Source organism: Micromonospora sp. NPDC004540, assembly GCF_040610095.1.
Lineage (GTDB): Bacteria > Actinomycetota > Actinomycetes > Mycobacteriales > Micromonosporaceae > Micromonospora.
In genome coordinates this window covers 1-12058 of sequence record NZ_JBEXLR010000071.1, presented here as the reverse complement: position 1 = coordinate 12058, position 12058 = coordinate 1, and the positions used below count along the sequence as shown (strand labels likewise).

General features: G+C 75.5%; 14 protein-coding genes and 1 pseudogene. 4 read left to right on the top strand and 11 right to left on the bottom strand.

The genetic code is table 11. The features are described from left to right. Positions 1–4: 4 nt before the first annotated feature. The gene (locus ABZV78_RS21880) at positions 5–556 is read right to left on the bottom strand and encodes a dihydrofolate reductase family protein (protein WP_355641221.1); all 552 of its coding nucleotides are present in this window, start codon (positions 554–556) and stop codon (positions 5–7) included. 145 nt (positions 557–701) lie between these two features. On the opposite strand from ABZV78_RS21880, the gene ABZV78_RS21875 reads away from it, so the two are divergent. Together ABZV78_RS21875 and ABZV78_RS21870 are read left to right on the top strand one after the other, a co-directional pair. Next, the gene (locus ABZV78_RS21875; RefSeq protein ID WP_355641219.1) at positions 702–1094 is read left to right on the top strand and encodes an MmcQ/YjbR family DNA-binding protein; all 393 of its coding nucleotides are present in this window, start codon (positions 702–704) and stop codon (positions 1092–1094) included. Further along, entirely contained in the window at positions 1091–1723 is a 633-nt protein-coding gene (locus tag ABZV78_RS21870; protein ID WP_355641217.1) for an HAD-IA family hydrolase, read from the top strand. Before ABZV78_RS21875 ends, ABZV78_RS21870 begins: the two co-directional genes overlap by 4 nt. An 18-nt stretch (positions 1724–1741) precedes the next feature. Here the strand turns inward: ABZV78_RS21870 and ABZV78_RS21865 are convergent, their stop codons facing one another. Continuing rightward, positions 1742–2206 (bottom strand): dethiobiotin synthetase, encoded by a 465-nt coding sequence (locus tag ABZV78_RS21865; protein WP_355641215.1) that lies wholly within the window; start codon positions 2204–2206, stop codon positions 1742–1744. Positions 2207–2320: 114 nt separating this feature from the next. On the opposite strand from ABZV78_RS21865, the gene ABZV78_RS21860 reads away from it, so the two are divergent. Next, positions 2321–2983: an SGNH/GDSL hydrolase family protein gene (locus ABZV78_RS21860; protein ID WP_355641249.1), complete on the top strand. Its 663-nt coding sequence runs from the start codon at positions 2321–2323 to the stop codon at positions 2981–2983. Between the two features lie 50 nt (positions 2984–3033). Here ABZV78_RS21860 and ABZV78_RS21855 read toward each other — a convergent pair whose 3' ends face one another. Then, a complete protein-coding gene (locus tag ABZV78_RS21855; RefSeq protein ID WP_355641213.1) occupies positions 3034–3726 on the bottom strand; it encodes a TetR/AcrR family transcriptional regulator in 693 nt (230 codons plus the stop codon). 59 nt (positions 3727–3785) lie between these two features. Between ABZV78_RS21855 and ABZV78_RS21850 the strand changes: the two genes are divergently transcribed. After that, positions 3786–4619: an alpha/beta fold hydrolase gene (locus tag ABZV78_RS21850; RefSeq protein ID WP_355641211.1), complete on the top strand. Its 834-nt coding sequence runs from the start codon at positions 3786–3788 to the stop codon at positions 4617–4619. Between the two features lie 22 nt (positions 4620–4641). On the opposite strand, the gene ABZV78_RS21845 is transcribed toward ABZV78_RS21850, so the two are convergent. The 8 genes and pseudogenes from ABZV78_RS21845 to ABZV78_RS21810 all read right to left on the bottom strand — a co-directional run. After that, entirely contained in the window at positions 4642–5313 is a 672-nt protein-coding gene (locus ABZV78_RS21845; protein ID WP_355641209.1) for a hypothetical protein, read from the bottom strand. 160 nt (positions 5314–5473) lie between these two features. After that, on the bottom strand, positions 5474–6721 hold the full coding sequence (locus tag ABZV78_RS21840) for a beta-ketoacyl synthase N-terminal-like domain-containing protein (protein WP_355641207.1): 1248 nt from the start codon (positions 6719–6721) through the stop codon (positions 5474–5476). Beyond that, complete coding sequence (locus tag ABZV78_RS21835; RefSeq protein ID WP_355641205.1) at positions 6718–7986, bottom strand: beta-ketoacyl-[acyl-carrier-protein] synthase family protein; 1269 nt, start codon at positions 7984–7986, stop codon at positions 6718–6720. The genes ABZV78_RS21840 and ABZV78_RS21835 overlap by 4 nt, the downstream gene beginning before the upstream one ends. Further along, a complete protein-coding gene (locus tag ABZV78_RS21830) occupies positions 7983–8390 on the bottom strand; it encodes a cupin domain-containing protein (protein ID WP_355641203.1) in 408 nt (135 codons plus the stop codon). The genes ABZV78_RS21835 and ABZV78_RS21830 overlap by 4 nt, the downstream gene beginning before the upstream one ends. After that, entirely contained in the window at positions 8387–9097 is a 711-nt protein-coding gene (locus ABZV78_RS21825; protein ID WP_355641201.1) for an SRPBCC family protein, read from the bottom strand. Before ABZV78_RS21825 ends, ABZV78_RS21830 begins: the two co-directional genes overlap by 4 nt. Then, the gene (locus ABZV78_RS21820) at positions 9094–10644 is read right to left on the bottom strand and encodes an acetyl-CoA carboxylase biotin carboxylase subunit (RefSeq protein WP_355641199.1); all 1551 of its coding nucleotides are present in this window, start codon (positions 10642–10644) and stop codon (positions 9094–9096) included. The genes ABZV78_RS21825 and ABZV78_RS21820 overlap by 4 nt, the downstream gene beginning before the upstream one ends. Further along, positions 10644–11120 carry an acetyl-CoA carboxylase biotin carboxyl carrier protein gene (accB, locus tag ABZV78_RS21815; protein ID WP_355641197.1) on the bottom strand — a complete coding sequence of 159 codons (477 nt, stop codon included), beginning with the start codon at positions 11118–11120 and terminating at the stop codon, positions 10644–10646. Before accB ends, ABZV78_RS21820 begins: the two co-directional genes overlap by 1 nt. Further along, positions 11117–11968 (bottom strand): annotated as a pseudogene (locus ABZV78_RS21810) (acetyl-CoA carboxylase carboxyltransferase subunit alpha); the annotation flags it as partial. The pseudogene ABZV78_RS21810 and the gene accB, both read right to left, overlap by 4 nt. Positions 11969–12058 lie beyond the last annotated feature (90 nt).

The window sequence follows — 12058 nt, the reverse complement described above, 5'->3', positions numbered from 1 at the left end:
CCGGTCACCGGTAGCTGAGCTGCACCACGCCGTTGCCGAACCGCCGCTCGGTGACCAGGTCGAGGTCGAGGCGGGCGCCGGCCGGAAAGAGCGGCCGGCCGGCGCCGAGCACGACCGGGTTGACGTAGAGCCGCCACTCGTCGACCAGGCCGTGCCGGGCGAACGCGGCGGCCAGCTCGGCGCCGCCGAGGGCCATGTCGCCGCCCGGCTGCTCCTTGAGCGCCCGCACCTCCTCGGGGACGACCTCGCGCACCACGGTGGAGTTCCAGTCGGCGCGCTCCAGGGTGCGCGAGTAGACGAGCTTCGGCATGTCCCGCCAGATGCCGGCGAACTCCCGCACCGGCGCCGGGGCGGCCGGGTCCTGGTCGGCGGTGGGCCAGAACCCCGCCATCAGCTCGTAGTTGCGGCGCCCGTCGAGGAAGGCGGACATGCCCCGCAGGTCGTCGTTGAAGTGCCGGTGCAGCTCGTCGTCGACCCGGTGCCAGCTCAGGTCGCCGCCCGGCCCCTCGAAGTAGCCGTCGAGGGAGACCGACAACGCCACGATGATCCTGCGCATCCCACTCCGATCGGACCGGCGGACGGTGCCGCCAGTCTGCCAGGATCTTCCGTCGTGCAGGGGGACCGGCCACGGCGGAATGCCGCGCGGCCGCCCGCCGGGCGGGACGGGCGCCGGTGTCGGTGGGCCGGCGTAGGGTCGGTCCATGGCGACCTGGGACGACGTCCGGCGGATCGCGCTCGCCCTGCCGGAGACCACCGAGCGCGGTTCGCACGACGACCTGCCGGCCTGGCGGGTGCGCGACAAGCTCTTCGTCTGGGAGCGGCCGCTGCGCCGCGCCGACCTCGACGCGCTGGGCGACGCCGCGCCGGACGGCCCGATCCTCGGCGTCCGGGTGCCCGACCTGGGCGCCAAGGCGGCGCTGCTCGCCGACGACCCGGAGGTCTACTTCACCACGCCGCACTTCGAGGGCTACCCGGCGGTGCTGGTCCGGCTCGACCGGGTCGGGGTCGAGGAGCTGACCGAGCTGGTCACCGAGGCCTGGTATGCGCGCGCCCCGAAGCGGCTCGCCGCCGCCCACCGGGCGGAGGCCGGATGAGCGGGCCGCTGGCCGGGCTCGTCTTCGACATGGACGGCACGCTGATCGAGTCGCACGAGGTGGTGCCCGCGGCCTACCGCGCGGCGGTGCTGGCCGGCGGCGGGCCGGAGCGCAGCGACGCCGAGGTCATCGCGGGCTACTCGCTGGGCTCGCCGGCTGACCTGCTCACCCACCTGCTCGGGCGGCCGGCCACCGACGCCGACCTGGCCGCCTACCACGGCCACCTGGCCGCGCTCGCCGAGCGGGTCACCGTCTACCCCGGGGTCGCGGAGGTGCTCGCCGAGGTCGCCGCCCGGGTGCCGGTGGGCCTGTTCACCGGCGCGAGCCACCGCGCGGCCGAGATCCTGCTCGACCGGGTCGGCCTGCTCGGCCGCTTCCGGGTCGTCCTCGGCGGCGACCAGGTCGCCCGCCCCAAGCCGGCGCCGGACGGCGTCGAGCTGGCCTGCCGGCGGCTGGGCGTGGCACCGGGCCGCGCCGCGTACGTGGGTGACTCGCCGTTGGACCTGCGGGCCGCCCGGGACAGCGGCGCCGTGGCGGTGGCCGCGGCGTGGGGCCACCAGTACGACCCCACCGAGGCCGCCGACGTGAGCGCGGCCCGGCCCCGGGACCTGCTGGCGCTGCTCACCTGAACGGTGCCGAAGAGCTCGTCAGGTCCCGAGGGCCAGGCGCACGGCCTCCTCCGCGGTGACCGCGTGGACCGGCCCGGGGACCGGTTCGCCATGGGCGTCGACGACGCGCCAGCCGCCGAGCACCACCACGGGAATGCCGCCGCGCCGCAGCGCCAGCGCCACCTCGCTGAGCGTTCCCCAGGAGCCGCCGACCGCGATCACCGAATCCGCGCTCCACACCAGGATGGCGTTGCGGGCCTGGCCCATGTTGGTCACCACCGAGGCGGACAGCTCGATTGGGCCGGGGGCGGTGCCGTCGTCGGGGCGTACCCCGATGACCAGGCCGGCACGGTCGCGGACACCGGCGGCGACGGCGGCCATCACCCCGCCGCCCCCGCCGCAGAGCACGGTGACCCCGCGCTCGGCCAGGAGCTCCCCCACCCGCCGGGCCTGCGCCAGATCCTCCGGCCCCGCCTCCGCCGGCCCGCACACCGCCACCTGCACCCCGCCATTGTCCCGGTTCCGCGGCCGTCGACTTCATGATCGACGGATCCGGTACGGCTGGGTTAGCGTGCGGGGACGGGATCGACGGTTACCGAAGCGACGGATCCGTGGTGCCTGCGCCCGGGTGAGGCCGGCGAGCTGCTGCGGGGCCACCCGTGGCGGCGGTTCGTGGTGCTGGGCGACAGCGTGGCCGAGGGCATGTGCGAGCCGGTCGACGGCTACCCCGACCTCCAGTGGGCCGGCCGGATCGCCGCCGAGCTGCGGGCGGTCCGGCCCGAGCTGGCGTACCGGAACCTGGGGAAGCGCGGGCTGCGGGCGCACGAGGTGCGGGTGACCCAGCTGGCGGCGGCGCTGGAGTTCGCGCCGGATCTGGCGCTGGTGGTGTGCGGGGGCAACGACGCGTTCCGCCCCGGGTACGACCCGGAGGCCGTGGACGCCGAGTTGACGGCGCTGGTCACCGCGCTCCAGGGCGCCGGGGCGGACGTCATCACGGTCGGCATGTTCGACGTGTCGCACAGCCCGGCGGTGCCGGAGCCGCTGCGCGCGGGGCTGGGCGAGCGGATGCGGCGGCTCTCCGCCCACACCGGACGGCTGGCGGAACGCCTCGGCACGCTGCACGTGCACCTGACCGACCACCCGCTCGTCGCGGACTCGTCGCTGTACAGCAGCGACGGGCGGCACGGCAGCGCCCGCAGCGACGCCGTCGCCACCGCCGAGACCCTCCGCGTGCTCGGCACCCACCTGCGACCCACCGCCGGCCCGCCCGGTTGGCGTTGATCAAGAGGTTTGCGTCCGGGACTGGGCTCCGGATGACGCGAACTTCTCGATCAACCCGGCCGGTCGGTCGCCAGGAGGCCGGTCAGGAGGCTGCGCAGGGTGCGTTCGAAGAGGTCCTCGGCGGGCGGGGCGGACGGGGGCTCGGCGAACGCGGCCGCCAGGTGCGGGTACGCCGCCAGGTCGACGTGGTCGAAGGTGACCGTGCCGGCGGCCGCCGCGCTGCGGGCGAAGAGCGAGACCACGCCGGTGACCATGGCGATCGCCTCGAACTTCGCGGCCACCCCGGCCCGGACCGGTTGCAGCAGGCCCAGGCAGGCGTCGAAGTGGGCGAGGGTGTTCGGCCCGGGGACCATGCGCCGGGCGATCGCGTCGGGCAGCCACGGGTGGCGTTGGTAGAGCGCCAGTTGGCGGCGGGCCAGCAGGAGGAACTGGTCCTGCCAGGTCCCGTCGGCCGCCGGGTACGGCCGCAGCTCGCCCACGCACCGGTCGACCATCAGGTCCAGCAGGTCGTCCCGGGACGACAGGTGCCGGTAGAGCGAGCCGGCGGCCATCCCGAGCGCCCCGGCGACCGCGCGCATCGACACGGCACCCAGCCCGTCGGCGTCGGCCAGCGCGACGGCGGCGGCGACGATCTCGTCCCGGCTGTGCGTCGGAGCGGGGCCGCGGGCGCCGCGCTGCGGCCGGGTCCAGATCGACCGTCCGGCGGAGTCGTCGTCGGCCGGATTCCTCGGTGCGCCGCTCACCACACCACTGTAAACTGCTAACAGCGTTCGCGGTTTTGCGGGGGTCGGAGGGAGCAGTCATGCAGCGGATCACGGCACCGGACGGCGCGGGGATCGTCCTGCACTCGACGGGCAGCGGACCGGATCTCGTGGTGGTGCACGGGGGCGGGGTGACCATCCACGAATACCGCCGGCTCGCCGCGCGGCTCGCCGACCGGTTCACCGTGCACCTCTACAACCGGCGGGGCCGGGCGGACGCCCCACCGCGGCGCGAGCCGTACACGGTGGAGCAGGAGATCGAGGACCTCGGCGCGGTGCTCGCGCACACCGGCGCCCGCCGGGCCATCGGGCACAGCTACGGCGCGTTCGTCGTCCTGCGGGCCGCGCTCCGGCTGCCGCTGGACCGGATCGCGGTCTACGACGCCCCGCTCCGCCTGGCCGGGCACGGCCTGCCGACGGCGTTCCTCGATCCGGCCGAGGAGGCGATCCGGGCCGGGAACACCGCGCGGGCGCTGGCGATCGTGGGGGCGGGCGTCAACCCGCAGTCCCCGGCGTCGAAGCTGCCGCTCGGCGTGCGGACCGCGATCTGCCGGGCGTTCCTGCGCACCGAGGTCGGGCGGACCATGGGCAGCCTGGTGGGGATGACGCTCGCCGAGTCGCGGCAGATCCAGGCGTACGAGGGACCGGCCGAGGAGTACGCCGCGATCACCGCCGAGGCGCTGCTGATCAGTGGCGCCAAGGCCGCGCCCTACTTCACCGAGATCAACGACCGGCTCGCCGCCATTCTCCCCCGGGCGCGCACCCTGCGCGTCCCCGGCAGCCCCCACAACGGCATAGCCGTAGCACCCCCAAAACTCGTCGACCCCCTCACGGCCTTCTTCACCACCCCCACCGCGCCGGCCACCCAGAGTTGATCAACACGGCGGGGGCAGGGGGTCAGTCGGTCAGGAGGATGCCGGTCATGAGGACGCCTCTCGCCAGGTTGAGGACGCCCTCGCAGCCGGGGTAACCCACCCGGGCCAGGGTGCCGGAACCTGTTCTGCCGAACAGGTACGGGGCGAGGCTGTAGGGGACCTCGGCCGTGACCGTCTCCCCGGTCTCGATCTGCACGAAGTCCACGGCCACCCGGTCGGCCCCGTGGTAGCGCTGGAGGATGTTGCCGCCCGCGTCGATCGCGGCGCGGACGCCGTCCTCCCAGGCCACCGCGCTCATCTCCCGGCCGATCAGCACCCCGTGCCCGGCCGAGCCGCCGGCCGGCTTGGCGACCAGGTCGGCCTGTTCGGCCAGGGCCCGGTCGAGCTGGTCGGCGGTGAGCGCCACGGTGTGCGGGACGTAACGGCGGATCAGCGACCGGTCGGTCTCGGACAGCAGGTCCAGGTCGGCCCACAGCCAGGCGTAGTTCAGCTTGTTGCTGAGCAGCCAGGCCGCGGTGCTCACGAACATCGGCAGGGTGCCGGCCGCGAGGGCGCCGGCGACCGCGTCCAGGCCGGCGCTGTGGGTGCGCTGGCGCGGGCCTTCGCCGCCGCCGAGGGCAAGGACGTGCGCATCGGCGGCGGCGTCGCCACGGTCCGGGAGTTTCTCGACGCCGATCTCATCGACACGATGCACATCGCCGGTCGCGCCCGTGGAGCTGGGTCGGGGCGAAAGGTTGTGGGCGAGTCCCGACGAACTCCTCAACCGTTCCCATCTGGAGCGGATCCCCAGCCCGAGCGGAGTGGTGCACCACTTCTTCTGGCGACGGTGACCCGCCGGGCAACCGGCCTGACCACTAGTTCCCGGACGTCGGGGGCGGGGCGGCGCCGCGGAGCACCACCGCGCTGTTGAAGCCGTCGAAGCCGCGCGCCCCGACCAGGGCGATGCGGCTGCGCGGCGGGCGCGGCCGGCGCAGGAAGGTCAGCTCGCAGCCGGGCGCCGGCTGCTCGGGGCCGGCCGATGCGGGCAGCAGGTTGTGGTGGAAGGCGAGCAGGGCGGTGGCCGCGTCCAGCGCCGAACCGCCCTGGTGGGCCCGGCCGGTCAGCGGCTTCTGCGTGGTCACCGGCGGGGTCGCCGTGCCGAAGACCGCGCGCAGGGCGGCCGCCTCGGCCCGGTCGTACGCCGGCACGCCGAGCGCGTCCGGCCAGATGACGTCCACGTCGTGCGGGCGGACCGCCGCCCGGCCCAGGGCCAGCCGCAGCGCCCGGGCGTAGTGGGTCGGGTCGGGCCCGGCCTCGGCGTCGGTCGGGGCGGCGTCGTGGGTGGCCGCCCAGCCGGTGATCTCCCCGTAGATCCGGGCGCCCCGGGCCAGCGCGTGCCCCAACTCCTCCACCACGAAGACCGCGCCGCCCTCGGCGGGCACGTAGCCGGAGGCGCCCGCGTCGAACGGCCGGTACGCCCGCTCCGGGTCGGCCACGTCGCTGAGCAGCCCGGAGCGGAGCTGGCAGGCCAGCGCGTACGGGCTGAGCGGGCACTCGGTCGCCCCGGCCACCACCAGCGGGGTGCCGCGGCGGATGGTGCGCACCGCGTGGGCGAGGCTGTCCAGCCCGCCGGCCGACTCGGAGACGGTCACCCCGCAGGGCCCCTTGAGCTGGTGCCGGATGGAGAGCTGCCCGACGCTGGCCGCGTAGAACCAGGCGATCGACTGGTACGCCCCGACGGTCCGGGTCGGCCCGCCCCAGAGCCGTTGCAGCTCCCGCTGCCCGAACAGGTTGCCGCCCGAGGAGCTGGCCAGGGTCACCGCCCAGCGGTACGGGTCGGGGGCCTCCTCGGGCAGACCGGCGTCGGCCAGGGCCAACCCGGTGGCGGCGAAGCCGAGGTGCGTCCACCGGTCGGTCTGCACCCGCTGCCGGGCGTCGGTGAAGCCGACCGGGTCGAAGTCGGGCACCTCCCCGCCGATGCGGGTCGGATAGGTGGCCGGGTCGAACAGGGTGATCGGCCCGGTGTGCCGGGTGCCGGCGAGCACCGCCTGCCAGTGTGCCCCGGCGCCGACCCCGGTCGGGGCGACCACCCCGATGCCGGTCACCACGGCCCGGGCGGTCACGGGTGGACCGCCATCCGGCGGAAGATCATCGCGGACTGGAAGCCGCCGAAGCCGCTGCCCACCGAGAGCGCCACGTCCACCGGCACCTCCCGCGCCTCGTTCGGCACGTAGTCCAGGTCGCACTCCGGGTCCCGGGTGGCCCAGTTGGCGGTGGGCGGGACCACGCCGTACTCGATGGCCAGCGCGCAGGCGGCCATCTCGATCGAGCCGATCGCGCCGAGCGAGTGCCCGACCATCGACTTGATCGAGCTGACCGGCACCCGGTACGCCGCCGCGCCCAGCGCCCGCTTGAACGCGGCGGTCTCGTGCCGGTCGTTCTGCCGGGTGCCGGAGCCGTGCGCGCTGACGTACGACACCGCCGACGGGGCGAGCCGGGCCTGGCGCAGCGCGTCGGTGATCGCCACCGCCATCTCCGCCCCGTCGGGGCGCAGCCCGGTCATGTGGAAGCCGTTGCTGCGGCTGGCGTAGCCGGCCACCTCGCAGTAGACGTGCGCGCCCCGGCGGCGGGCGTGCTCGGCCTCCTCCAGCACCAGCACGGCCGCGCCCTCGGCCAGGACGAAGCCGTGCCGGTCGGCGTCGAACGGCCGGGAGGCGTGCTCCGGGTCGTCGTTGTCCGGACTGGTGGCCTGGATGGCGTCGAACGAGGCGACGGTGACCGGCGAGATCGGCGAGTCGGCGGCCCCGGCCAGCACGATGTCCGCCTCCCCGTCGGCGACGAGCTGGTGAGCGTAGCCGATGGCGTCGATGCCGGAGGTGCAGCCGGTGGAGATCACCTGCGCCGGGCCGTGCAGGCCGTGCCGGCAGGCCACGTCGGCGGCCAGGCTGCTGGGGATCAGCGCCTGGTACAGGTACGGCCCGCCGAGGCTGTGGTCGACCAGCCAGTGCCGGCCGGAGTCGCTGACCCGGACGTATTCCTGCTCCAGCGCCATGGTGCCGCCGACCGCGGTGCCGAGCACCACGCCGGCCCGTTCCCGGTCGGTGTCGGAGAGGGTCAGGCCGCTGTCGGCGAGCGCCTCGGCGGAGCAGGCGAGGGCGAACTGCACGTACCGGTCGGCGCGCTGCCGCTCGGCGAGGGTGATGCCGGCGGCGTCCGGGTCGAAGTCGCACTCGGCGGCGATCTGGGAGCGGAACGGCGACGGGTCGAAGAAGCTGATCCGTCGGGTGGCGGTCCGCCCCTCGGTGATGGTCTTCCAGAACCGGTCCCGGGTGGCGCCGCCGGGTGCGACGACGCCGACGCCGGTGACCACGGTGCGCCGGCCGGTCACGACGGTTCCCGGGGTGGTGGTGCGCCCTCGGTGTCGACGTGGCCGAGTTCCGGGCGCGGGGCGAGCGGTCCGAGGTGGAAGACCACCTCGGCGGGCTCGTCGCCGGTGTTGCGCAGCCGGTGCCGCACGTCCCTGGCCACGAAGAGCGCCTCCCCGGCGGCGAGCGGCACCGGCCGGTCGTCCAGGTCGACGGTGATGGCGCCGCGAGCGACGTAGAGGAACTCCTCGCTGTAGGGGTGGTAGTGCTCGGCGATCCGCTCCCCCGGCGCCAGCGTGGCGACCCCCAGGAAGCCCGAGGTGCTGCCGACGGTCTTCGGGCCGAGCAGCACCCGCAGCTCGCCGCCGCGCCGCCGGTCGGCGGTGACGTCGTGGACGGAGACCCGGGCCGTGGTGGTGTCGGTCATCGCGCGCCTCCCGCGTGCGTCCGCTCGATCCGCTCCTTGATGACGGCGAGCTGGACCTTGCTGTTGGTGTTGATCCGCTCGGTCATGCCGGCGTTGTCGACCGGCGCCGTGGGCTTCATGGCGAAGTCCTGCACCCAGGTCATCCGGGTGCCGCCGGGGATCTCGTCGTAGCGCCAGTGGATGCGCATGTACTCGAACGGGCCGGTCTCCACCCGCCGGGCGTGCACCTCGCGGGTGGCCGGGTCGGCGGTGCGCTCGCTGACCCAGCTCCACGACGTGCCGTTCTCGTCGGGGTGCATGGTGAGCCGGAACCGGACCGTGTCGCCCTCCCGGTGCAGGATCTCGACCACCGCGTACTCGGTGAACAGCTCGGTCCAGCGGGCGACGTCGTTGGTGATCGCCCAGACCAGCGGCAGCGGCGCGGCGATGTCGACGGCGTTCTCGGTGTGCCCGGGCGGCGGGTCGGTCCGGCGGGCCACCAGGTCGGCGACGCCGGCGATGCTGAGCTGCCCGGCCTGCTCCGGGATCTTGACCTGCCACCGGTCGGCCACGACCGCGGAGAGTTCGAGCAGCGCCAGCGAGTCCATGCCCAGCTCCTCGAGGCTGGCGGCCGGGGTGCGGGCGGCGGCGTCGGCGTCCAGGCCGCAGTGGGTCACCAGGATGTCGGTGATCTCGTTGGCGAGCGGTCGGTCGGGAGCGACGGTCATCGGTTCCTCCAGGCGTTCGGGCCGGCGGCGGGCACGGCGGTGACGGGGGTACGGCCGGCCGGGTCGGCGTCGGCTCGGGTGTCGGGCGCGGGGGCGGGCACGGCCGGTCCGGCCCGGTCGGCGACCGGCGCGGCGTCGGCGACCGGCGCGGCATCGGCGACCGGCGCGCAGTCGGCGGCGGGTACGGCGACGGCGGCGGCCGGATTGAGCAGGCGGTCGACCAGGGCGGTGCTGTGCCGTCCGGCGCGGAAGGCGGCGTCGCGCAGCACCCGCCGGGCGAAGGGGATGGTGGTGCGCACCCCCGGGCCGGCCACCTCGAACTCGCCGAGCGCCCGGTCGAGCCGGTCCAGCGCGCCGTCCCGATCCGGCGCCCAGACCGCCACCTTGGCCAGCAGCGAGTCGTAGTGCGGGCTGACCAGGTAGCCCACGTGGCCGTGGGTGTCCACCCGGGTGAACGGGCCGCCGGGCGGCCGGAACCGGTCCAGCCGGCCGGGGGCGGGGGCGAAGTCGCGGTCCGGGTCCTCGACGTTGACCCGGCACTCGACCGCCACCCCGTGCGGCCGGACGTCCTCCTGTCGCCAGCGCAGCGGCGTGCCGGCAGCCACGTGCAGCTGCTCGTGGACCAGGTCGATGCCGGTGACCATCTCGGTCACCGGGTGCTCCACCTGGATCCGGCAGTTGATCTCCAGGAAGTGGCAGCGCTCCGCGTCGTCCACCAGGAACTCGACGGTGCCGGCGCCGGTGAAGCCGACCGCGAGGGCGCCGCGCAACGCGGTCTCCGCGAGGGTGTCCAGGGTGGCCGGTCGCAGCGCCGGAGCGGGGGCCTCCTCGATGAGCTTCTGGTGCCGGCGCTGCACCGAGCAGTCCCGGGTGCCCAGGTGGATCCCGTTGCCGTGGCCGTCGCAGAGCACCTGCACCTCGACGTGCCGGGCGTCCGCCAGGTACCGCTCGACGTACACCCGGTCGTCGCCGAAGGCGACCTGGGCCGCGGCGCGGGTGCGGGCGTACGCGCGGGGCAGCTCGGACGCGCAACGGACCACGGTCATCCCGCGCCCGCCGCCGCCGGCGGCCGCCTTCACGATCACCGGGTAGCCGACCTCGGCGGCCACGTCGAGCGCGTCGGCGGCGGTCGGCAGGGTCCGCACGCTGCCCGGCGGCAGCGGCAGGCCGGCCCGGCTCATCAGCGCCCGCGCCGTGGACTTGTCGGCGAGGGCGGCCATCACCTGCGGCGGCGGGCCGACGAAGGTGAGCCCGTTCTGCGCGCAGATCTCGGCAAAGTCGGCGTCCTCGGAGAGGAAGCCGTACCCGGGGTGCACGGCCTGGGCGCCGGTCTGCCGGGCCGCCTCGACGATCGCGGCGGCGTTCAGGTAGCTCTGCCGGCTGGCCGCCGGTCCGATCTGGACGGTCTCGTCGGCCAGCCGCACCGGCAGCGAGTCGACGTCGGCGCTGGAGTGCACCACCACGGTCCGGACGCCCAGTTCCCGGCAGGCGCGCAGCACGCGCAGCGCGATCTCGCCGCGGTTGGCGATCAGCAGCTTGTCGAACATCAGCCGTCCCGTCCCGTGAGCGGTTCCAGGGCGATGAGCGGCTGGTCGTACTCGACGGGCTTGCCGTCCTCCACCAGCACCTCGACCACCCGTCCGGCCTGGCCGGCGGTCACCTCGTTCATCAACTTCATCGCCTCGACGATGCCGACCACCTGGCCGGGCCGGACCACGTCGCCGACCGCCACGAACGGGGCGGCGCCGGGCTCGGGGGCCCGGTAGAAGGTGCCCACCACGGGCGCCCGGACCGCCGGTCGGTCCGTCGCGGGGACCGCCTCGACCTGCGGTTCGGTGACCTGGTCCGGCTCGGTGCGCGGCGCGGGCACCGGCCGGGCCGGCCCGTGCCACTCCACCTCCAGCACCGTCTCGCCGCTGCGCAGCCGTACCCGGCGCACCGGACCGGCCAGCTCGGCGACCAGCTTGCGGGCGTGGCGGCTCAACCCGTCCAGCACCTCCTCGGGTCCGCCGTCGGCGCTCATCGCGCCACCCCCCCTCGGGCAAGGCTGCGGGTGCTCTCGCCCGGCGGGTTCAGGTCGGTCGTGCGGGCCGCGCCGAAGCGGCGGAACCGCTGCCGGCGGCGGCGGACCAGGGTGGCCGGCGGCACGGCGAGCAGCGGGGCGAGGTTCGCCGCCACGGCCCGGCCCAGCAGCTCGGCCGCGCCGGCCGGGTCGGCGTGGGCGGCGGGCCGCGGCTCGGGCACCACCTCGTCGACCACCCCGAGCCGGGACAGGTCGGCGGCGGTGAGCCGGAGCGCCCGGGCGGCCTGCGGGGCGGCCGAGCTGTCCGGCCAGAGGATCGCGGCGCAGCCCTCCGGGCTGATCACCGAGTAGACGGCGTGCTCCAGCATCAGCACCCGGTCGGCGACCGCGAGGGCGAGCGCGCCGCCGCTGCCGCCCTCGCCGGTGACCACCGCGACGACCGGCGTGGGCAGCATGCTCAGCGCGAGGATGTTCTCCGCGATCGCGGCGGCCTGGCCCTGCTGCTCGGCGGCCACGCCCGGGTCGGCGCCCGGGGTGTCCACCAGGGTCACCACCGGCAGGCGGAGCCGGGCCGCGAGCCGCATCAGCCGCAGCGCCTTGCGGTGCCCGGCCGGGCTGGCCATGCCGAAGTTGCGGGCCACCAGCTCGGCGGTGGTGTGTCCCTTCTGGTGGCCGATCACCATGACCGGCCGGCCGGCCAGCCGGGCCACCCCGCCGACGACCGCCGGGCAGTCGGCGCCGAGCCGGTCGCCGTGCAGCTCCACGAAGCCGTCGAAGGCGGTCTCCAGGTAGTCCAGTGTGGTGGGCCGGCCGGGATGCCGGGCCGTGCGCACCGTCTCCCAGGCGTCCCGGGCCGGGCCGGGCGCGGCGGATGCGCATCGAGGCGACCACGTACGGGCTGTCGGTGATCTCGACGCCGAACATGGGGCTCTCCGCCT